The following is a 20,701-nucleotide window of genomic DNA, read 5'->3' as shown; positions in this document are numbered from 1 at the left end:
AGGTATTTGGCTTAATGGCACTGGTGCAGCACACCGATCATGGCCGACTGGACTGGCGGCTTGGGGCCGGTTGTGATTATATCGCAATTTTGCTTCGCCTAATGTTTCTTATGCCTCCGTTCAAATGCCGTATTAAGTACTCTTTGATGTTATTGCTCGTTCTCAGCCTAGGGGCTTGCAGTAAACCTGATGCCGGTGAGGAGCGCGCGCTGGTTGTCAGCGTACGTCCCCTGGCGTTGATTGCCCAGGAGATCACCGGTGGTGATATTCCGATACGGGTGCTTATCGAAGGTGCTGACCCGCACCACTATGCGCCTAGCGTTTCAGATCGGGCTGCGCTGGAGCGAGCCCTGTTGCTGGTGTGGTTGGGACCACAAATGGAGGGGGTGCTGGCTAAGCAGGCAGCTTTGCTACCTATCGAAAAGCGAATGCAATTACTGGGGGGGAGCGCTTTTGAATATCAGGGGGCCAGCCCCTCAGATCCCCACCTCTGGCTGCGCCCCCGCAATGCCGCAATAGCGGCGGCACAGATTGCTCAGCGCTTGGCAGAACTGCGCCCACAGCAGGCAGAGCTGTTTATAAGGCGCGCGAGGGTATTTTCCAGCGCTATGGCAAATTTACAAAAGGTGCTCGACCGGGCTTTGTACGGGTATCGCCAAGTGCCTATCGTTGTTACCCACGATGCCTATGGTCATTTCTTTGGTTCAGCGGGCGTGGTGACACTCCCCCTCGGCGATGGCAGTGGTGGCGGACATGGTGCCAGGGCGATGTTAGCGCTTTCCTCGGTTGGCAATGGTTGCCTGTTTGGGGAAGTACCCGCCAATGACCGCGACCGTCAGCTGGCGGAGAACCTGGGATTACGTTATGCCGCATTGGACCCATTGGGTGAGCAGCTTGGCCCCGACGCCAACTATCGAGACCTGATTGAGTCGCTCCTCACCCAGGCCCGCAGCTGTTTGAGCGAGATTCCCGACAATGGTGGGGATTAAAAGTAATTCCAAGGCGTAGCGGGAAGCATAATAACCCCGCCCAAGGCCCAAGTCGGCGGGCGGGATTGCAGTAACCGAGGCGATGTCAGGATCTGTCTTTTATCTCCTGGAGCTTCTCTGTGCGGACAGCATTTCGCTCAGCCTGCTGCTGTAGTTTTTCAAGATGGCGCATCTGCCTTTGCAGCAGGTCATTTTCCTTTTCACGCATGGCTTGTTTGAGCATAAGCTCGGGGTTCCTTTCCTCTGGTCGCTTGGCTTGCGCTTCCCCGGCTGTCCCAGCCTGGGTAGTAAGCCCAGTATCGCAATCCGAAAATGCACTGGCGGGAATAGCCAGTACATTGACGGTCAGCAGTAGGGCCGCAGGTATCACTCCTCTCATCTTTAGAATCCTTCCTTCAACATCAGGGATTTCAATTTTTCGGAAAAAAAGGTTTCCGACTGCCTGCTGGCAGCCTGAGCAGATTTAATTTCCGGGGGATAGCGAACGCATGGGTCGCTACCGGCAAGACTAGACAAGCCTGAAGATTTGGTGAGGCTGTTGCGCCGATAGTTTTAACTTGTGCGTTGAGATGAGTGGGCTTTTGTGCAATTGCACTTTGTACAGGGCATTAGCGAGCGGAAAAACTGTGCGAAGGGCGTTATCCTATCGGCCTGCCGCGCGCCATGAGCGCCAAACTAAGCAAGCAAGAATCCCGTAATTTATGAGTAAACAAAGCAACTCAGCCGCCCCGTTGATTCTGGTGGATGGCTCCTCCTATTTGTACCGCGCCTTCCACGCCCTGCCTCCGCTGACCACCAGCCAGGGCCGACCCACCGGTGCAGTACGCGGTGTGATCAGCATGCTGCGTCGACACCTGAGGGAGCACCCGGATAGCCCCGTAGTAGTGGTATTTGATGCCAAGGGTAAGACTTTTCGCGATGAGATGTTTGCTGAATACAAGTCCCATCGTCCGCCGATGCCTGATGATCTACGTGAGCAGATTCAACCGATTCACGACATTATTGATGCCATGGGTTTGCCGCGCTTGGTTATCGACGGGGTTGAAGCGGATGATGTGATCGGCACCCTGGCGCTGGAGGCCCAGCGCCAGGGACAGCAGGTGATTATTTCCACCGGTGACAAAGATATGGCGCAGCTGGTGCGTCCCGGTGTCACCCTGGTGAACACCATGAACAACACAGAGATGGACGGCGAGGGTGTTACAAAGAAATTTGGAGTTGGCCCCGAATTGATTATCGACTTCCTCGCGCTGATGGGGGACAAGTCTGACAATATCCCCGGCGTACCTGGGGTCGGTGAAAAGACTGCATTGGCGCTGTTGCAGAACCTCGGTGGGCTCAAGGATATATATGCGGATCTGGATGCAATAGCACCACTGGGTTTTCGTGGTTCCAAAACCCTCGGCAAAAAAATGGAAGAACACCGCGAAGCGGCGGAGCTCTCATACAAGCTGGCCACAATCAAGACCGATGTAGAGATGCCTTACCACCCACAGGACCTGCACAACTTAGGGCCTGATACTGAGGCATTGATCGAGCTATTCACGCACAGTGAGTTCCGTGGCTGGCAGGAAGAACTGACTCGTGAAGAGGTCGATGAGGCTATGGCTGAGGCGGTTGAGCGCGACTATGTCATTGTTACTGAAATGGCAGAATTTGACAGCTGGCTGCAGCAGCTCAAAGGCTCAGATATCTTTGCCTTCGATACCGAAACTACCAGTCTTAACTACATGCAGGCAAAATTAGTGGGGGTGTCGTTCGCTGTAGAACCCTACCGTGCCGCTTATGTTCCCCTTAGCCACGATTACATGGGCGCCCCGGAGCAACTGCCATTCGATGAAGTAATGGCGAAACTGAAGCCATTGCTGGAAGACGAACAACAGAAAAAAGTAGGGCAGAATCTTAAATACGACAGCCACATCCTGGCTAACTACGATATCGAACTGCGCGGTATCTCGCGTGACTCCATGCTGGAGTCCTATGTGCTCGACAGTACCGGTAGCCGTCACGATATGGACAGCTTGGCGCTCAAGTACCTGGGTGAACACACGGTACATTTTGAAGATATCGCCGGAAAAGGCGCCAAGCAGCTCACTTTTAACCAGATTGAGCTGGACCAGGCGGGCCCCTATGCGGCTGAGGATGCGGATATCACCCTGCGCTTACACCATGAGCTGAATACACGCCTGGAGCGCGAGCCGACTTTGCTGAAGGTTCTCGATGAGATTGAGATGCCGCTGTTGCCGGTACTCGCGCGCATGGAGCGCAATGGTGCTTACATAGATGCGAAGATGCTGGCAGTACAAAGTGCTGAGTTGGAGCAGAAGATGCACGAGCTGGAGCAGAAGGCCTACGAGGCTGCCGGTGAAGAGTTCAATTTAGGTTCTACCAAGCAACTGGGGGTCATACTCTTTGAGAAACTGCAGATTCCGGTAATCAAGAAAACGCCTAAGGGGGCGCCGTCAACGGCGGAGGCCGTACTGCAGGAGCTGGCTCATAACCATGAGTTACCGGCGTTGATTATGCAGTATCGCGGTCTGGCCAAACTGAAAAATACCTATACCGATAAGCTGCCGAAGATGATTGATCCCGCCACTGGTCGGGTACACACCTCCTACCATCAGGCGGTGGCGGCCACCGGGCGTCTGTCCTCCAGCGACCCCAATCTGCAGAATATTCCCATCCGCACTGAGGAGGGGCGCCGTATTCGTCGTGCCTTTACCGCAGACCCACGTATCAACGGCGGCAGCAAAATCATTGCAGCGGATTACTCTCAGATCGAACTGCGTATTATGGCGCACCTGTCCGGTGACAAGGGCTTAGTGGATGCGTTCGCCCATGGTGCTGACATTCACCGTGCAACGGCGGCGGAAGTATTTGAAGTGGCTCAGAATGAGGTGACCGATGAACAGCGCCGCCGCGCCAAGGCGATCAACTTTGGCTTGATTTATGGTATGTCGGCTTTTGGCTTGGCCAAGCAGCTGGATATTCCGCGTCGCGATGCACAGGCTTATATCGACCGCTATTTCGAGCGTTACCCCGGAGTGCTGCGCTATATGGAGGATACCCGTGCCCAGGCTGCAGAGAAGGGCTATGTGGAGACTCTATTTGGACGCCGCCTGTACTTACCGGAGATCAACTCGCGCAACGGCATGCAGCGTCAGGCTGCGGAACGCACTGCGATTAATGCACCCATGCAGGGTACAGCTGCCGATATTATCAAGCGGGCTATGATCGCCGTCGATGCCTGGCTCAGCGAGCAAAAGCTAACCACCAAGTTGATTATGCAGGTTCACGATGAGCTAGTGCTCGAGGTCCCCAAAGACGAAATCGACAGAGTGGCCGAGGGTATCGTCGAGTTGATGCAGGGCGCCGCAGAGCTCCATGTTCCTCTGATTGTGGACTTGGGACAGGGCAAGGATTGGGATCAGGCGCACTAACGATCGTTATATTCTCCGCCAGCTGAGAGTTCGATAAGTATCGAACAGAATCAGTTGGCGCATATAGATATATTTTGATGAATAAAATGCCATTTTGTGTGTTTTATTAGGCGTTTATGCGTTCTTTTTGAAAATCCGTGGAACTGTTCCGGCGACAAGCCCTCTAAAAAGGCAAGATCGTTGGAATGCGTCATCATCCCCCAAGGAAGTCAGATGTTTGCCCCGGTACTCCCCCAAGTCCGGGGCATTTTTTTGCCTGCTGTCACCTGTAATATTTCTAACACATCTAGTCACGGCGGGCTGGTCTAGTCTGTCCTCTACTGGGCACTCGCACTATCCGTGAGTTCTCATTCTGTTTCCCCCACTGCTTGCTTTTTCTGCTGGTTATCTGAAAAAGCCGGGAAAGGAGTCTTGGCCCCGATGACAGCCGTTCGCCTACTCAATACTGCCATATTTATTGCTCACCGGGTCATAGATACGGAGCTACTCGCCGGCTCGATATACCTTATTATCGGTCGACGGCCAATGGTGTGCTTATGAGTCGCCTTAAACTTTTTAGCCTGGATGTGGGAGCGGATTTTGTCGGGCGTGTTGCAGCCAGTCTGGGCGAGCCGGTTTCCCGTCATGAGGAGCGACAGTTTGATGATGGTGAACACAAAGTCCGGCCACTGGACGATGTAGAGGGGGCTGACGTTTTCCTGGTGCAATCCCTGTATGGCGATGCTATTAGCTGCGTTGACCAAAAAATAATGCGCAGTCTGTTTTTCATCGGTGCTGTCCGCGATGCAGGAGCCGCACGAGTGACTGCCGTCATTCCTTACCTCTGCTACGCACGAAAGGAGCGTCGGAGCCACCTGCGTGATCCGGTGCCAAGCCGCTATTTGGCCACTTTTTTGGAAGCCGCGGGGGTTGATGTGGTGGTGACCATGGATGTCCACTGCCTTTCCGCATTTGAGAATGGCTTCCGTTGTCGCACGGTTCATTTGCTCTCTCGTTCTCTGTTCATTGAAGCGGCACGGGTCCGTCTATGCGGTGATGCGGGGCCACTGATAGTGCTGTCACCGGACGAAGGCGGAATCAAACGCGCTGAAAAATTTCGCTTGGCCCTCAGTGATGAACTGGGTGTGCCGGTGGCAAGCGCCTTCGTGGAGAAATACCGTAGCGGCACTTTGCTAAGTGGTGGCACGTTGGTCGGAGAGGTAAAAGATGCCGCAGTGCTTATTGTCGATGATCTGCTCGCTACCGGTGCCACTATCTGCAGAGCAGTGCAAGCGGTAACAGCAGGAGGAGCGCGGCGGGTCTTGGTATTTTGTGCCCACGGTCAATTTAGCCGTGATGCTCATCACAATATGGCGAACCTGCCGGTGGAATCTGTCACCGTGACCAACTCACTGCCCCAGATACAAACCAGCGGTCATGTTGAGTGGGTTGATTGTGCGCCGTTGATCGCTGATTGTATTCGTCGTATTCACGACAATGGTCCTGTGACTGAATTAACGATCTAGGGGTTTAAAAATAACTGAGGTGGTTTTTCAGCAACCGATGCACCCCAAAAATCACAGTTCTAATCATTTGAGCGATTTTCGCGCCTAATCATGGGCTTCATTTACACTTATTTACTTAAGCGTTGGGAACCATCAAAGGATAAGTTGCATCCAAGTAAGCAGTTCATTGTTGCTCCCTAACCCCAAAGCGTTAAGCTTTTTCCCCCCGGATGATCCCCAACTCCGGGGTTTTTTTTGTCTGTGGTTTTTGCGGTCTAGCCAGGAAAAATCAAAAAAATCTATTTTCAGGTGATATTGAAAAATATTTTGTTGCCGTGAATGGAATCTATTTCCGGAATTAATCTGTCTCAGAGCCTAATATAGGCTTACTTCCATGGGCGCAAAAGATGTGCTTGGGAAGCAAAAAAAGTGAGCTTACTATTCGACTACGTATAGGGAATATGCAGCGTAAAGAACCCTCAAGCGTACCCGTCCCCCTGGATACGCTTGATAAGTGCCCCACCCCAAGGGCACTGTCCCCTGGCCGGCAGTCCCCATCTGCCGGCTTTTTTTTATGGGTGATTCCCTCCTTCAACACTCAAAACATCACGATTCAATCGTTCGGCCGCCCTCCTCCCGGGAAATCCACAACAAATGCACTTGCAAATGATAATGGTTCGCATTACCTTTGATGGCCTGTTAAATAGGGGGTTACCGTGAATTTACGTTACCTGTGTGCCAACCACCGTCAATGGCTGACCGCTGATACGGATCGTACGGAAAAGGCCTGGCTCGACTGGATTGAGCGCGGCAAGATTTTGACTGAAGAGTGCGACCATGCACAGGCGATTTCCTATCTGGGATGCGCCTTTGATCTGGCCAGTTTCCTGCTGGAAAAACAGTGGCCGACTTATGCCATCTCAGCGGCGCGCTTTAGTGAGAGCGCGATCTGGTTAATGGCTGCCTACCGGGAGCGAGGCGATGAAAAACTTCGTAGCTACATACTTGCCGGCGCCAGCTCATACCTTGCCCGTGAACTGGGAGACAGCCACAAGCAAAGGATCGCAGCAGACTGCATCAGCGCTCTTTATCCAGAAGAAACCCAGCTGCAGTTACGTGATCAATCCCGAACCAGATTTTCCGCCTCTATCAACGGCGGAAACAGCCTGCACTGAGGAGGCTGCAGAGATGGATAGCCATGGCAATTCCCGTTTTTTGATGATTGCCATTCGCGAGGAGACTCTGATCGCTCTCCTTGCCCAGAGATACTTACATGCAGAGGAATTGCATTGTTTAACTCCGGGGGCGCGCCGGCAGTTACACCGCATACTGCTCCGCTCTCTGGTTTCCGTTCAGTAGGGTGAAACAATTACTGCCGCTATGCCCGGAGTTCATTTTTAAGTTGTGTTTGAACTGAACTTATCTGCGAGCCTGGGGGCGCTGTGCCCCCAGGCTCGCAGTTTATTTTTTAGTGCTCAGTCTTCAGTGGCGTCCGGCTCTGAAACCTCGGCCAACCACTCGTTAAGTCTTCGCTCCAGTTTGTCGAGCCCGCTCTTTTTGGTTGATGAGAAGGTCTGTAGGGTTACGCCCCGGTTCAGTCCCTGTTCCTTGAGCGCTTTCTCCACCGCAAATCGGGTGTTACTGGCTGGGCCATTTTTCATTTTGTCGGCCTTAGTGAGCAGTATATGCACTGGCAGGCCAGCTTCGACGGCCCAGGTGAGCATGTGCAGGTCGAACTCCTTCAGGGGCTGGCGAATATCCATCAGCAGCACTAGACCGCGCAGGCACCCTCGTTTCTCCAGGTAAGTCGCCAAGTGTCGTTGCCACTCGTCCTTCATACTGCGAGCGACCTTAGCGTAGCCATAGCCGGGAAGATCGACCAGCCGCTGCTGTTCTGAAATACGGAAGAAATTGATCAGCTGGGTGCGTCCCGGAGTCTTGGAAGTACGCGCCAGCTTATTATTTCCGGTAAGGGCATTGATAGCGCTGGATTTCCCCGCGTTGGAGCGGCCAGCAAAGGCCACCTCGGCGCCAAAGTCCTCTGGACACTCTGTCAGAGTCGGTGCACTGGTGAGAAATTCTATGGAACGGTAGTCCAGTTTTGGTGCTTGAGCTTTAAATTCAGTATTTGACATCGTATAAGTCTGTTTATTCGGTACACTAGCTTGGCGCGCAAGTATATAATGCCGCGGTTTTCGCGTCGCAGGACTATCGGGGGCGGAGCGAAACGCCATCTCTCAGCGCGCAACGGGACGACGTATGAACAGCATTATCAAGAACACTGCTTTGGCACTCGGTTTGGTTTTCGGCATGGGCGCCGTGCCCATGGCTATAGCTGCCGGCGATGCTGCTGCGGGTAAGGCCAAGGCCGCTCAATGTGCCGCCTGCCACGGTAACGACGGTAACAGTCTTTCACCAGCATTTCCAAAGATTGCTGGCCTCGGTGAAAAATACCTGTACAAGCAACTTAAAGATATCAAAGGTGACTCTGAAGGCAAGAAAGTCCGTGATGTACCACAGATGATCGGCCAGTTGGATAATTTCAACGACCAGGACCTACAGGATATCGCCGCTTACTTTGCTTCACAGCCGATGCAGCTGTCTGGCTCTAAAGCCATTTCGGTCATGTTGAACGACGGTGAAGATGTCGATGGCCTGAACCTTGGTCGAAAAATCTACCGTGCAGGTAATATGGAGACTGGAGTTCCGGCCTGTATGGGCTGCCACTCACCCACGGGTCAGGGCAATGCGCCGGCTGCCTATCCGCGTCTGTCCGGTCAGTATCCCGAGTATATCGAAGCTCAGCTGAAAGCCTTCCGTGCCGGCACTCGCAAGAATGACGGAGAAGTTCGCATTATGCGTACCGTCGCCAAGCAGTTATCCGATGCAGAGATCAAAGCGCTGGCCAACTACATTGCCGGCTTGACTAATTAAACTGATCAGTTACTAGGTTTAAGTACATTGAGGCCGGCTATTGACCGGCCTTTTTTACGTCCACTGCCTGGCTCTGTGTGCCCTGATGGTGATCAATTGGTCAGTTTTTGCAGTGTTTCCTTGCGTGAGAGTGCGGGAACTTAAATAATCAGCGCTGTCTATTGTGTCCTGAGTGGCCCGACAGCCCGCCGCTTTTTGGCGTTCGCACTACGAAATAAAAGTTGGAGATGACTTATGAGAGCAGTTCTCGCCCCGATCACGATGGTTTTGGCTGTGATGTTCAGCCTTGTTGCCTGCGCCCAGGAAAGTGGCGAGTTTAAAGCGGGCCAGCACTTTGAAGTATTACCGCAAGCAGTGCCGCAGAAAAGTGATAGCAAGATCGAAGTGACCGAGATGTTCTGGTATGGCTGTGCCCACTGCTTTCATTTTGAGTCGACGCTGGACCGCTGGAAAGAAAAAATGCCCAGCGATGTGTCGCTGGTGAAATTGCCGGCCATCTGGCGGCCAGTGATGGATGTACACGCACGTCTTTATTACGTAGCAGATGCTATGGGCGTATTGGAAAAAATGCACACTCCGATCTTCAATACCGTTTACAACCAGCGGCAGATGCTGGCCATTCGCGAGGGCCGTAATTTGAGCCCCGACTTGAAGGCCATTGAAGAGCTGTTCAACAAGAATGGTGAAGATGGAGTCAAAGCGGCCAAACTGATGAATTCCTTCGCTATTAACAGCAAGGTGAAACAGGGTATGGCCAACCAGCGTGCCTACAAGATGACCGGTACTCCTGAAGTGGTTGTGGCAGGTAAATACCGTATCAGCTCATCCTTCCCCGGTTATAAAGGAAAGAGCAACGGTCAGGAGTTAATGTTGCAAGTGGCGGACTACCTGATTGCAAAAGAGCGAGCCGATCGCGGTTAAGTCTCCCCGGTTTTAAGAACCCCGCCCAGAGCGGGGTTTTTTATTTCCCTATTCTTAAAAGGGTACTCCGCAAGCACCAGGGCAGTACCTGTCTCTGCAAATTATTGCTCGATCCGGAAGCTACCTATGCGATGCAAATGGATTTGGTTTCTTCTGCTATCTATTTACACAGTGCTGCCTTTTAAGGGATTTTCGGCCCAAGAGCAGCCCTCAAGTGATACGGTAGCAGCGCAGGCCAGCAATCTCCTTTCGTATATCGCTGTGAACTATGGAGATGCGGTCAGTGGTGGACAGCTTCTCAATACACCTCTATACGCTTTTCAGCGTCGTCATATCGATGAAATTCTTATATTGGTAGGCCGGCTTCCCGACAGGCCGGGGCGGGCCAATCTGGAAGAGAGTCTGGGGGTATTGAGAGAGGCGATCGAAAACAAAAAATCCGGAGCAGAAGTGCGCCGCCGCGCCAATGCTATCGCTGATCGACTAGCTGCGCTCTACCAACTGCAGCGCTCACCCACTTACTCATTGCCCTCTGCGGATTTTATGATGCCGGTTTACCAACAGCGCTGTGCCAGTTGCCATGGTAACAATGGTGAAGGTAGCTCCAAAGGGCCGGATTTCAGTGACGCTAAGCGGATGGCCGGTTTCAGCCTCTACGATCTATATAACACTTTGGACCCCTCCGTGGATTCTGTTCACGGCAGCGATATTGATGGAAACCTGAGTGGACTGCAGCGCTGGGCACTGGCGGTAACCGTTGCTTCTTTCGCAGTGAACCATCAGTTATCTCCTTCCCCGGATCTGGCTCGGCGCTATCCCGGGCTCTTGGGCCTACCCGGTTTGGCAACAAGCCAGCCGGCCGAACTCCCGCAGGAACTGCAAGAGGCCTTGATGTGGTGGCGTGGCCATCCTCATCTGATCAGGGCCCTGGAACATCCATTGGTGCGGGCCGTTGGCTTGCTGCAGTTGGCTGAGACTGACTATCGGGCAGGGGACAGCTCAGCGGCCTACAACAAGTTAATACTGGCTTATCGCGAAGGATATAGACCTTTGCGCCCGCAGCTGCAGGTGCGGGATAAATTACTGGTCAATCAGCTACAGGCTCAGTGGCATCAGCTGCGCAGTGACTTGATTAGCGGTGCCAGCAGCACAGAGATTATTGCCGCACTACAAAACTTGCGGGCAAGCCTCAATGTGGCACATACCAAGTTGGAGCCTCCGCTGAGTCAGAGACGCGGCTATCTCTGGGCGGCGCTGCTATTCTCACTGGCGCTTGGCTTGGGGCTTTTACTCTGGTGGGGATTGCGCGAGCGAAAGCGGTCTAGACTTTGAAAAGGTTTATCCGCCAAACCTTTGGCTGAGCAGTGAGGGCGCCATGGAAAAAGTACTAACCGCAGTCTTTGTTCTGTTCTTGGTGACGAGTAGCTATGCCGCAGAACCGTTGGATGCTTTCCCACTCGACGTGAATGGTAAGTCACGCCATGTAATAGTGCTGCCTAAAGTTGTGGATGAAAGCCGCTTCAGGGTGGAGCTGATACCGGGTAGAAGTGAAATTGCGGATTGTAATCTGCGTAGTTTCAGTGCGCCATTACAGCGGGAAGTGCTCCCAGGTTGGGGCTATCCCTACTATGTTTTATCTGATCTTAGTTCGACTATGGACACCCGCAAGGTATGTGCCCCAGGCACTGAGACCCGGCGATTTATCACGGTCCGTGGCGACGGATTACTACTGCCCTATAACAGTAATTTACCGCTCGTTGTCTACCTCCCCAAGGGTGTTCAATTAAAGTATCGGGTTTGGCGGGCGGATAAAAATTTCTCCGATGCAAAGTCCAAATAGTTGAACCTCCCTTTTCAAGCTGACTCTATATTCTCATTGGGAATTTGACGTTAAATTGAATATTTTTAATGTTTATCCTGCCACCGTTGTAATTTGCGTCTAGCCTTACTTTTCAAGGGATGTGAAAAATAGCGCCTCAGCAATTTTTCACACCGATGATTGAGGCTGTAGCCCGGTAATCGAAAAGGAAAATTGGCAGTTTAACCCCTGCCTTTTGCAATAACCCGACCCCTGTATTTTCCAGGGGCAGATACCCGTAGGGCAGCGCATGAAGTATTTGCGTCATTTATTAAAACGTCTTTTCGGCAATTTTATTAGACCGCTTATTACCGCTGTTTTTTTGTTAATTCCACTGCTTTGTTCGGCGGAATCGGCACAGAAAAAATGGGCCGGAAATTGGCTGGTCGTAAGCGAGGGAGACGATCAGCTAGTGTGGCAACTTGAAGCTGATGGTTCCGGGTTTGCCTATGGATTTAGTGCCAAAGGCTTATTGACCCATGGATTTGCTATTAACTGGCAATTGGATGGTGATCGGGTCCGGGTCCGGACGGGTACCTCTGTGCGCTGTAAGGGTGGAGTAGTTTCTGTAGCTTTCCGGGATTGGAGCCGTGCCACTTTACTATTCGCCGTGATTGATGGCCGCCACTGGTTGCAGGCGGGTGGAGGACTTTTAAGCTTCCAACGTCGTCTGGCCGATTGGAGAACACCAAAAGCCGGTGGCAGTTGCCCGGATATTGTCAGTCGCTAGCAGTTTATTACCGTGCGTATTGTCAAAAGGCACAGCGCTCTGTGGGCGATGCCAAAAATGTGTAGCGGCTGGGTATTGCTAAAAGCTTATCTCATCTCAGCCCTGCTTGTCTTTGGTGTTGCTTCCACGGTGCACGCCAGTGAAGAACGCCGTAAAAGAATAAGTGATGGCTGGCACGCTAAGTCGCGCTACGATGCAAAGCAATGGGTGGGCTCCTGGTTGATTTCCCGCGATGGTGAAGCCCGACATGTGTGGAGCTTAAAAGCTGATGGTACTGGGCGCTCCTACGCATTCCTCCGGCGCAATGGGGAAATGCAGTTTGTGTTCGGCTACGACATCAACTGGTATTTTGACCCCTTTACGCAAATGGCGAATATCAAAACAGGTAGAAGAATTATTTGTCGCCAAGGAAAAATTTATCCCTACTTTCTCACCTTAAAATCCTATGAAAGCGATTATGCTGTACGGGGTAAATTTTCATGGCAAACGACTTGGACTGAAGTGAGTATCGGACGAAATCGTTTGCACAAATCACTGGTTGTATTTGTTGCTCCTTTGTCTGCATGGCACGATCCGGGACCGGACTCTCCTTGCCCTAAATTCCCCAGTGTACGATTGGAAAAAGATATTGATGCGGTACTTAGAAGCTGGGAGACAGAAGAAGCCTTGCAGGATGTGGATACGACCCCCTCACCGGATGAGCCTGAATTTGATGGGGAAGAGCTCCGTAATCCATAGAGGATTCGTATGGCCGCTGATAAATAGAAATTCTATTTTTTATATTTGCTGCTAAAAATATACAGTTTCATCGAAGTTGCCTGGAAAATTCAACGATAAAAAACCTAGAACAATAGTATTTCTTTTGCCTTAACAACCTTTTGTTATTAAAAATTCGTACCAACCAATTAAATTATTCTGAAATAAAAATAAGTGAATAGACTTTCGTCAAATTAAAATATGATGCCCGGTTAGAATCCTACTCCCCGCTCTCCAAGCAGCGGCTTATAGAGTGCTGTACCTTTGCAGAGGTGGAAGTCCCATGAGTTCAGGGAAATTCAGCCCTCATCTGATACTGCCGGGTTAAATAAATTGGCGTTGCCAAGTAACTGGGAAACTACCTTGAGATGGCAATAAGGTATGAAGGCTGACGTATCTCAACAAAAAGTAGTGAAAACCCTGTACCCCAGGTTACATGACGAAATTTATGTTTTTTGTCAGGTGTCGGATACGCTCCTGACGGAGGTACTGGCCGAAAGTCTATGTTTTTTTCGCGAAGGTGAAGGAATGAGTGTAATACTGCCTCAACGTTCGGCTCAGCATTTTGATATGGCCGCAAGTGCACCTTTCCGCCAGATTACTTTACAAGTGCCGGCTGGGGTTAATACGGTAAAGCTAATCCCCATTATTGTCCATGAATTAACAGAAGCGGGGATTGATATTAATGTGGTTTCTGCACTTAAATTTGATCATATTTTTGTGCCTGAAGACAGTGCGGAGTTCGCCCTAAAAATTCTGCGTGGGGTACGCAGCCGGTTTCAATATGTTTGATCTGAAGTCAAATTGTGCGTATTAACTACCCCTCCACTGAACCCCATGGTGAGATTCGTCAGCTTTTGCCCAATTTTTTTTATGTGCCCGGTACTATCAAATTAGCACCAGGGGCTACTATTAATCGGAATATGGGTATTGCCCGATGGGGAGACCAGCTTACTTTGATTAACCCTGTGCGACTGCGTCCGCAACAGGAGGAAAAATTAAAAGATTTAGGCAGGGTGTGTCACGCAATCCGCCTCGGTTATCACCACGGCCAAGATGATCTCTATTACCGCGATCGTTTCAACCTGACCTTTTGGCGGCAGTGGGGCTCAAATTTTTATCCTCCTGAAGCTGACAAAGTACTGCGCGGGGCAGGGCCATGTCCCATACCTGGAGGGCGTATTATCGCTTTCTCACGCAGCCAGTTTCCCGAAGCAGTATTGTGGCTTCCCTACAATGGTGGACTGTTGGTCAGCTGTGATGCGCTGCAGTACTGGGATTCCTGGCACGGTTGCAATTGGTTTGGACGCAGCCTGCTTAGGTTCTCGGGAATACGCAAAGGCATGCAAGTGGTGCCGGCTTGGCGGGCGAGGGTGACCGCTGTAGGTAAAGATCCCGGCTTATGGTTAGAGCAGGACTTCCAACGCATATTGGAGCAGCCGTTTTTACACTTTCTTGCCGCGCATGGAGATTTTTGTGCAGATAGTGCTTATGAACTGGTTACTTCTGCTGTAGGCCGGGCATTTGCCGGTGTTAAGAAAGCGGCATAGAACGATAAGTACAAATGGTCCTTTTCGTTAAAGTAAGCGCTTACTCAAATCTGACAAAATTGGCCAGGTTCATGATAGGATTGGTCGATATTCAAGGTCGTACAAACGTCCTATTGCTCATAGACTATAAGGTCTGTCCGAGTACTAACACGCTTTAATTTCCCTGAAAAGTAGTACTTCCCATGAGAGCCAAAATTCTGCTGGGTGCCTTGGTTGTGGCACTGTTAGTGGCCTGTACCACCCCGAACTTTACGACGGTAACCCCCTCTGCAAACAGCGATCAACTTCGCCGAGATATCAATTACCTGGCCTCTGCCGAACTCGAAGGTCGGGATACCGGTAGTGAGGGATACCGCAAGGCGGCCCAGTATGTCGCAGAGCAATTTGAACAGATAGGCTTGGCCCCAGCTGGTGAACAAGGTTATTTCCAGGATGTGGCTTTTCGCAGTGCCAGCTGGAATGGCGGTGAGCCTGAACTTGTTTTGAAAGACAGCGAGAGCGAGATTGCTTTGCGGTTTGGCGAGGACTTCCTCGAAGCACCCTCCGCCCTAAGTGAGCGCTCACAAATTAGTGCGGAGCTGGTTTTTGTAGGCTATGGCATTGAGGCGCCTGAATACGATATCAATGATTATGCCGAACTGGATGTGCAGGGAAAAATTGTGGTTATGCTGTCCGGGCGTCCGCAGAGCCTGCCCAGTGAAGTTGGGGCTCACTACGCGTCTTCGCGTACTAAGCGCGAAACAGCTGCCAGTCATGGCGCCATTGGTTATATTAGGCTGCATACACCAGAGCGCGAGAAGCGTCGGCCATTTGAATACTATGTAGAACACCGCTACGACGACACATTCGACTGGATTAAAAAAAATAATATGCCTGGCAGTGCCACACCAGGGCTGCATTCGGGAATTATGTTAAGTATTGCTGCGGGGAGGAAGCTATTTAAGAATGCAGAGCGCAGTCTTGAGAGCATTTTTGCCGATATTGAGAGTGAAAAGACCCCCAAGGGTTTTCCCTTGGGGTATCGGGCGGAGCTGAGCAGCAGTTCCAAGCACCAGCGGATTGTGAGCCCTAATGTGGTTGCGGTGTTACCGGGCAGCGATCCCCAATTGCGCGATGAATACGTCGTTTTTTCAGCACACTTGGATCATATCGGCAAAAAGAAAGATGGCCAGATTTATTACGGTGCCCAGGATAATGCCGCCGGTATTGCAGTGATGCTGGAGACTGCACGCTTATTTATGGAATCCGGGCACGCTCCGCGCCGATCACTGCTGTTTGTCGCGGTAACTGCAGAGGAGAAAGGCCTGCTGGGATCGGACTATTTTGCTGAGTATCCTACGGTGCCGCTGCAGTCTATCGTGGCTAATATCAATCTGGATATGCCGATATTGCTCTATCCATTCCGCGACATTATTGCCTTCGGTGCAGAACACTCCTCCCTGGGACAAATAGCAGAAAACGCAGCGCACCGCTCAGGACTCAAACTTAGCCCCGATCCCATGCCGGAAGAAGTGATCTTTGTGCGCAGTGATCACTACAATTTTGTTCGCCGCGGCGTGCCAGCGATATATCTGATCACTGGTCGGGAGGCCAAAGACCCCTCAGTGGATGGCACGGCAATGCAAAGCGCTTTTCTGCGAGAGCGTTACCACAAGCCTGGAGATACTGCCGATGAGCAGATTAACTACGAGGCGGCGAAGCAGTTTACCGAGGTGAATTATCTGATCGCGCGGCAAGTTGCAGATACGGATCAGCGGCCCTATTGGTACGAAGGAGATTTTTTTGGCGAGTTGTTTTCTACTCATTAACACGAAAAACAATAGAGTACTCAAAAGCCACCCGTGAGGTGGCTTTTTTATGCTTGCCGACACAACTCCAACCAGCGTTTTATTCCCGCGCTCCGATATTTCTGCCGATGCAATGCAAAGTAAAATTCTCTGCGTAGATCCCGCTGAGGGACCTGTAGCTCAACCAGTGAGCCGCGTTTCAATGCATCTGCCAGTGACACTCGGGATAGACAGCTGATACCCAGCCCCGTCTCCACGGCCCGCTTAATTGCCTCTGTGTGTTGTAGTTCCAAGAGAATATGTAAATGGGGCAAAAGCCCGGACATGGCTCTGTCAAAAGTCTGACGGGTGCCCGAACCGGATTCCCGGCTAATCCAAGTGGCGTTGATCAGGTCCTGGTCGGCAAGGCGCTTGCGCTCTGCCAGTGGGTGGGAGGGGGCACAAAAGACGACTAATTCATCTCGGCGCCAGGGGATCATTTCCAGGTCGGGGTGATTGATTTCCCCCTCGATAAGTCCCAAGTCCAATTCGAAATTGAGCACCCGTTCGGCAATGGCTGCGGTATTGGCAACCTCCAGTTGAACTTGTGTGCCGGGCTGTTCTTCCATATAGCGGGCCATGACGCTGGCAGCCAGGTAGTTGCCAATGGTAAGGGTGGCTCCAATCTTGAGGCTTCCGAGCTCGCGATGGGTCGCCAGTGTCTGCTCAAGTTCCTGGGCTCTCTCCAGCAGCTCTTCTGCCCGTGGCCACAGCTGTCGACCCAGTTCGTTGATACGCAAGCGCTTGCCGGTTCGCTCGAACAGACGCAGTTCAAACTGCTGCTCGAACTCTTTGAGTGCCGCTGAGGCAGCGGACTGGGACATGTTCAGACTCTCTGCGGCGCGGCTCACATTCTCGTGGTGGGCGCAGGCGAGGAACACTTCCAGCTGGCGTAGGGTATAGCGCAACCTGGTATCTCCGCTTAATCGTTAAATTAGATAAGGAATATCGAAATATCCCACTTTGCCAATAGATGTTCCAGGGCTAGAATTCAACTATCAAGAGGCTTGCGGAATAACCGGTTTTAAGTTTATGTCCAAATTGAATATAGAAAAGGTGTTGGATGTCCATCACTGGAACGATACGCTGTTCAGCTTCAAGACTACCCGGGACTCGGGTTTTCGCTTTGAGAATGGACATTTTACGATGATCGGTCTGCAGCAGGACAATGGTCGCCCCCTGCTGCGCGCTTACTCTATTGCCAGTGCCAACTATGAAGACGAGCTGGAGTTTTTCAGCATCAAGGTTCCCGATGGCCCCCTGACCTCGCAGCTGCAGAAGATCAAACCCGGAGATGAGATCTATGTAAGCCGCAAGCCCACCGGTACTCTGGTGGCAGACCACCTGTTGCCGGGCAAGCGTTTGTGGCTGTTGTCCACCGGTACCGGTCTGGCGCCTTTCCTCAGCATCATTAAAGACCCGACCGTTTACGAGCGCTTTGATCAAGTGATTCTCACCCATGGTGTGCGCTATGTATCCGAGTTGGCTTATGGGGATCATATTGAGAACGAGCTGCCCAAACACGAGTACTTCGGTGAAATGGTGAGTGAACAGCTGCTTTACTACCCCACAGTGACCCGTGAGCCCTATCGCAATACCGGACGTCTGACCGATCTGATGTTGTCCGGCAAGCTCTTCACCGACCTGGGTGTACCCAAACCGAACGTTGAAGAAGATCGCTTTATGCTGTGCGGCAGCCCGGGAATGCTGAAAGACCTTACCAATATTTTGGATGACTGGGGATTCAAAGAGACTCGTGCAGGAGTGCCTCACGAGTATGTGATCGAGCGCGCTTTCGTAGAAAAATAAGCTGGTTTACCCAGTGATAAAAAAACCACCTGCGGGGTGGTTTTTTTATGGGTGAAATAGGCTCCACAGAAACTATCCTGAGTGTGTAAAACATCTCCCTTTTACCCTGATTCGAAGGCATTTTTTCTGGGAGTGTCGAAATGAAGTTGTTTTCGCTGGGTTTATTACTGCTCTCTTTCCTATGGCTGGGTGCCTGTACACGGGTACCGGATGGGGTGGAGCCAGTGCAGAATTTCCAGCTGCAGCGCTATTTGGGTCATTGGTATGAAATTGCTCGGCTTGATCACTCTTTTGAGCGGGGTCTGACTTTGGTGACGGCGGACTATAGCCTCAACCCTGACGGTTCGGTCGCCGTGGTAAATACCGGCTACTCCAAAGGACGGGATGCCTGGCAGCTGGCGGAGGGACGGGCCGAGTTTGTAGGCCCCGAAAATGTGGGCCATTTGAAAGTCTCTTTCCTTGGGCCTTTTTACTCTGCCTATATAGTGATTGCCCTGGCAGATGATTATCAATACGCGATGGTATCCGGTTACGACAAGTCCTATTTGTGGATACTATCTCGCACCCCAACTATGCCTCAGGCCGCGCTAGAGCAATTTTTACAGAAGGCCAAGGCGATGGACTATCCTGTCGACCAGCTGATCTTTCCCAAGCAGGAAGCCCAACCGGTTATAAAAAACTCAGTGCAGCCTTCAGCACCAGGCTCAGTGCAATAAGGCGCGCTCGCGCCACCAGCTTAAACAGACCAGTAATAGTAAAAGTAGGGCCGGCCATAGGCGTCCGATCGGGACTTTGCTTGAGTCGGTATTGTCTATCGGCCCCAGACGCGCAGTGGCCATTTGCTGGGTTTGTTGGGTATTTAGGGCGTGCTGCCAGAGAGGCCAGTCCTTTTTGGCAAAGACATAAAAATCAAATGGAAGATCTCTGTTATTTTCAGCTTTTAGCTGGTGCCAGCCAGCACTGCTTGGCCAAAAAGTATGGCACTGGCCACGGGTGTTGCTACTTTCAGCGACGCCACTGATGGGCTGGGATTCATTTCGAGTATCAAATAATAGTGGACTGGTGCCGTTAAACTTTGGGCTGCACAGGGTGATGCGTTGCTGGGCACGCGGTAGTTCACTGGAGAGTATGATTGGCAGCCGTGAACCCAGATGCTTGAGTTGGTGATTGATAATGGATTTCCATAGGCTGGCGAATTCTGTGGCGAAGCCACTAGTGAGCCAGCGATGGCTGTCGCTAAATAGGATAAATCCCAAATGCTGTTCCTCGGTTGAGCGTCCCCAGAAGAGTGGATTTTCTCGATTGCCCATTAAGAAATCAGTTGCGCCGGGCTGTATGACTTGAAAACCCAGTGTAGCCAGGGAAGGAGTAGTAGCGGTGTGAGCTTGTTGAGAACCAAAGCCGATCGAGTTGTTGCTAGCAGATTTGGTATTCCCTGCTTTATGCAGTGACATGGACTGGGTGCTGCTGTACTGGAGAAAGGCTTTGGAATAATCACCACTCACTATCCATAACAGAGACTTCTGTGAGTCCAGAGAGTCAAGCTGCCGCCTTTGTTGAGGGGTAAATTGTGGCCACAGGTCACTATCGAGAATCAACAAATCGAAGGGGCTTGTCTCTGCCAGTAGATCCTGTGCCTCGTTAAGCTGCAGCCCGTTTAGTGTTTCCATTCTTATAATTTCAGGTGCTAACTGGGTCATCACCTGTGTCGCTACGCCAGATTGACGCAACCAGCGGGATAGGGCAGCTGTTTCGAAAGAGGGGCGAGCAAGCCACAGCAATACCTTGGGCTGGAGCGGTTGCTGAACCACGACAGGCAACGGCTCGAAACGACTTTCGCCAGCAGCACTGTCAATTCGCACCTGGTAAAGCTGTGGGCCACTGAGTTTGGGGGTGGCACTGAGTTGTGCTTGTACTTTTTCTCCCGCTTTCAAGTCAAGGCTATCTTCGATATCGCCGTAGGGATTCAACAAACTGAATTGTGTGTTTTCTGCCAGTGGCTGAGTGCTGTGAATCTGAAATTGCAGGGACTCGCCCAAGGTGACTTGTCGCTGCCAGTAGAAGCCCCAGCCGGCATCGTGAATTGGGGTACTGGATAAATTCAGGCGCACCGGGGCCAAATCGCGCAGGGCGTCGCGGCTGAGCGGCATACCGCTCAGTGTGAGGGTTTCCACACCGCTGAGATTTACCGGTAAAGCACTGGCAACTTCTTCGCTGTCGAGGTGGGCATGGCGTTCGGCCGTTACTATTGCCGGTGGCTGCCAGAGCATCCAGGCACTCAGCCATATGGCCAGTTGCAGTCCATAGTCGAGTGGATTGGCGCGGCGGCGGTTTCGCAATAGGAAAATTGAAGCTGTACAGGCCAGCAGGCACAGGCCGGGTATCACTAACTCAATCACTGTTT

19 protein-coding genes are annotated in these 20,701 nt (G+C 51.7%); 15 read left to right on the top strand and 4 right to left on the bottom strand.

What is annotated here, in order from left to right; all coding sequences use genetic code 11:
* The first annotated feature begins 14 nt into the window (after nucleotides 1–14).
* Nucleotides 15–989, top strand: coding sequence for a metal ABC transporter solute-binding protein, Zn/Mn family (locus MO867_RS01660; RefSeq protein ID WP_252464206.1), 975 nt, complete (start codon nucleotides 15–17; stop codon nucleotides 987–989).
* Between the two features lie 85 nt (nucleotides 990–1,074).
* Here the strand turns inward: MO867_RS01660 and MO867_RS01655 are convergent, their stop codons facing one another.
* Nucleotides 1,075–1,368 (bottom strand): hypothetical protein, encoded by a 294-nt coding sequence (locus MO867_RS01655; RefSeq protein ID WP_252464205.1) that lies wholly within the window; start codon nucleotides 1,366–1,368, stop codon nucleotides 1,075–1,077.
* A 322-nt stretch (nucleotides 1,369–1,690) separates the two neighbouring features.
* Here MO867_RS01655 and polA point away from each other — a divergent pair, with 322 nt between their 5' ends.
* From polA to MO867_RS01640, 3 genes are all read left to right on the top strand, one after another.
* Nucleotides 1,691–4,429: a DNA polymerase I gene (gene polA, locus MO867_RS01650; protein WP_252464204.1), complete on the top strand. Its 2,739-nt coding sequence runs from the start codon at nucleotides 1,691–1,693 to the stop codon at nucleotides 4,427–4,429.
* Nucleotides 4,430–4,965: 536 nt separating this feature from the next.
* Complete coding sequence (locus tag MO867_RS01645; RefSeq protein ID WP_252464203.1) at nucleotides 4,966–5,934, top strand: ribose-phosphate diphosphokinase; 969 nt, start codon at nucleotides 4,966–4,968, stop codon at nucleotides 5,932–5,934.
* A 695-nt stretch (nucleotides 5,935–6,629) separates the two neighbouring features.
* Entirely contained in the window at nucleotides 6,630–7,088 is a 459-nt protein-coding gene (locus MO867_RS01640) for a hypothetical protein (protein WP_252464202.1), read from the top strand.
* Nucleotides 7,089–7,388: 300 nt separating this feature from the next.
* Here the strand turns inward: MO867_RS01640 and yihA are convergent, their stop codons facing one another.
* Entirely contained in the window at nucleotides 7,389–8,048 is a 660-nt protein-coding gene (gene yihA, locus MO867_RS01635) for a ribosome biogenesis GTP-binding protein YihA/YsxC (RefSeq protein ID WP_252464201.1), read from the bottom strand.
* A gap of 124 nt (nucleotides 8,049–8,172) precedes the next feature.
* Here yihA and MO867_RS01630 point away from each other — a divergent pair, with 124 nt between their 5' ends.
* The 9 genes from MO867_RS01630 to MO867_RS01590 all read left to right on the top strand — a co-directional run bounded on the left by MO867_RS01630 (nucleotide 8,173) and on the right by MO867_RS01590 (nucleotide 16,470).
* Nucleotides 8,173–8,847, top strand: coding sequence for a c-type cytochrome (locus MO867_RS01630; RefSeq protein WP_252464200.1), 675 nt, complete (start codon nucleotides 8,173–8,175; stop codon nucleotides 8,845–8,847).
* 234 nt (nucleotides 8,848–9,081) lie between these two features.
* Nucleotides 9,082–9,768 carry a thiol:disulfide interchange protein DsbA/DsbL gene (locus MO867_RS01625; RefSeq protein WP_252464199.1) on the top strand — a complete coding sequence of 229 codons (687 nt, stop codon included), beginning with the start codon at nucleotides 9,082–9,084 and terminating at the stop codon, nucleotides 9,766–9,768.
* 126 nt (nucleotides 9,769–9,894) lie between these two features.
* A complete protein-coding gene (locus MO867_RS01620) occupies nucleotides 9,895–11,100 on the top strand; it encodes a c-type cytochrome (protein WP_252464198.1) in 1,206 nt (401 codons plus the stop codon).
* 43 nt (nucleotides 11,101–11,143) lie between these two features.
* Nucleotides 11,144–11,608 carry an ecotin family protein gene (locus tag MO867_RS01615; protein WP_252464197.1) on the top strand — a complete coding sequence of 155 codons (465 nt, stop codon included), beginning with the start codon at nucleotides 11,144–11,146 and terminating at the stop codon, nucleotides 11,606–11,608.
* Between the two features lie 268 nt (nucleotides 11,609–11,876).
* The gene (locus MO867_RS01610; protein ID WP_252464196.1) at nucleotides 11,877–12,356 is read left to right on the top strand and encodes a hypothetical protein; all 480 of its coding nucleotides are present in this window, start codon (nucleotides 11,877–11,879) and stop codon (nucleotides 12,354–12,356) included.
* 12 nt (nucleotides 12,357–12,368) lie between these two features.
* Entirely contained in the window at nucleotides 12,369–13,094 is a 726-nt protein-coding gene (locus tag MO867_RS01605; protein ID WP_252464195.1) for a hypothetical protein, read from the top strand.
* Between the two features lie 399 nt (nucleotides 13,095–13,493).
* A complete protein-coding gene (locus tag MO867_RS01600) occupies nucleotides 13,494–13,904 on the top strand; it encodes an ACT domain-containing protein (RefSeq protein ID WP_252464194.1) in 411 nt (136 codons plus the stop codon).
* Between the two features lie 14 nt (nucleotides 13,905–13,918).
* Entirely contained in the window at nucleotides 13,919–14,662 is a 744-nt protein-coding gene (locus MO867_RS01595) for a hypothetical protein (protein ID WP_252464193.1), read from the top strand.
* Nucleotides 14,663–14,844: 182 nt separating this feature from the next.
* Nucleotides 14,845–16,470 (top strand): M28 family metallopeptidase, encoded by a 1,626-nt coding sequence (locus MO867_RS01590; protein ID WP_252464192.1) that lies wholly within the window; start codon nucleotides 14,845–14,847, stop codon nucleotides 16,468–16,470.
* A gap of 47 nt (nucleotides 16,471–16,517) precedes the next feature.
* Here the strand turns inward: MO867_RS01590 and MO867_RS01585 are convergent, their stop codons facing one another.
* The gene (locus tag MO867_RS01585) at nucleotides 16,518–17,396 is read right to left on the bottom strand and encodes a LysR family transcriptional regulator (protein WP_252464191.1); all 879 of its coding nucleotides are present in this window, start codon (nucleotides 17,394–17,396) and stop codon (nucleotides 16,518–16,520) included.
* Between the two features lie 124 nt (nucleotides 17,397–17,520).
* On the opposite strand from MO867_RS01585, the gene MO867_RS01580 reads away from it, so the two are divergent.
* Nucleotides 17,521–18,297 carry a ferredoxin--NADP reductase gene (locus MO867_RS01580; RefSeq protein ID WP_252464190.1) on the top strand — a complete coding sequence of 259 codons (777 nt, stop codon included), beginning with the start codon at nucleotides 17,521–17,523 and terminating at the stop codon, nucleotides 18,295–18,297.
* Nucleotides 18,298–18,437: 140 nt separating this feature from the next.
* Nucleotides 18,438–19,013 carry a lipocalin family protein gene (locus tag MO867_RS01575; RefSeq protein WP_252464189.1) on the top strand — a complete coding sequence of 192 codons (576 nt, stop codon included), beginning with the start codon at nucleotides 18,438–18,440 and terminating at the stop codon, nucleotides 19,011–19,013.
* Here the strand turns inward: MO867_RS01575 and MO867_RS01570 are convergent.
* A complete protein-coding gene (locus tag MO867_RS01570) occupies nucleotides 19,002–20,696 on the bottom strand; it encodes a hypothetical protein (RefSeq protein ID WP_252464188.1) in 1,695 nt (564 codons plus the stop codon). The two genes, MO867_RS01575 and MO867_RS01570, sit on opposite strands and share 12 nt — an antisense overlap.
* Between the last annotated feature and the right edge of the window lie 5 nt (nucleotides 20,697–20,701).

Source organism: Microbulbifer okhotskensis, from assembly GCF_023895975.1.
In the GTDB taxonomy this organism is placed as follows: domain Bacteria; phylum Pseudomonadota; class Gammaproteobacteria; order Pseudomonadales; family Cellvibrionaceae; genus Microbulbifer; species Microbulbifer okhotskensis.
The sequence above is the reverse complement of the archived record's forward strand: the minus strand, read 5'-3'. Positions and strand labels throughout refer to the sequence as shown.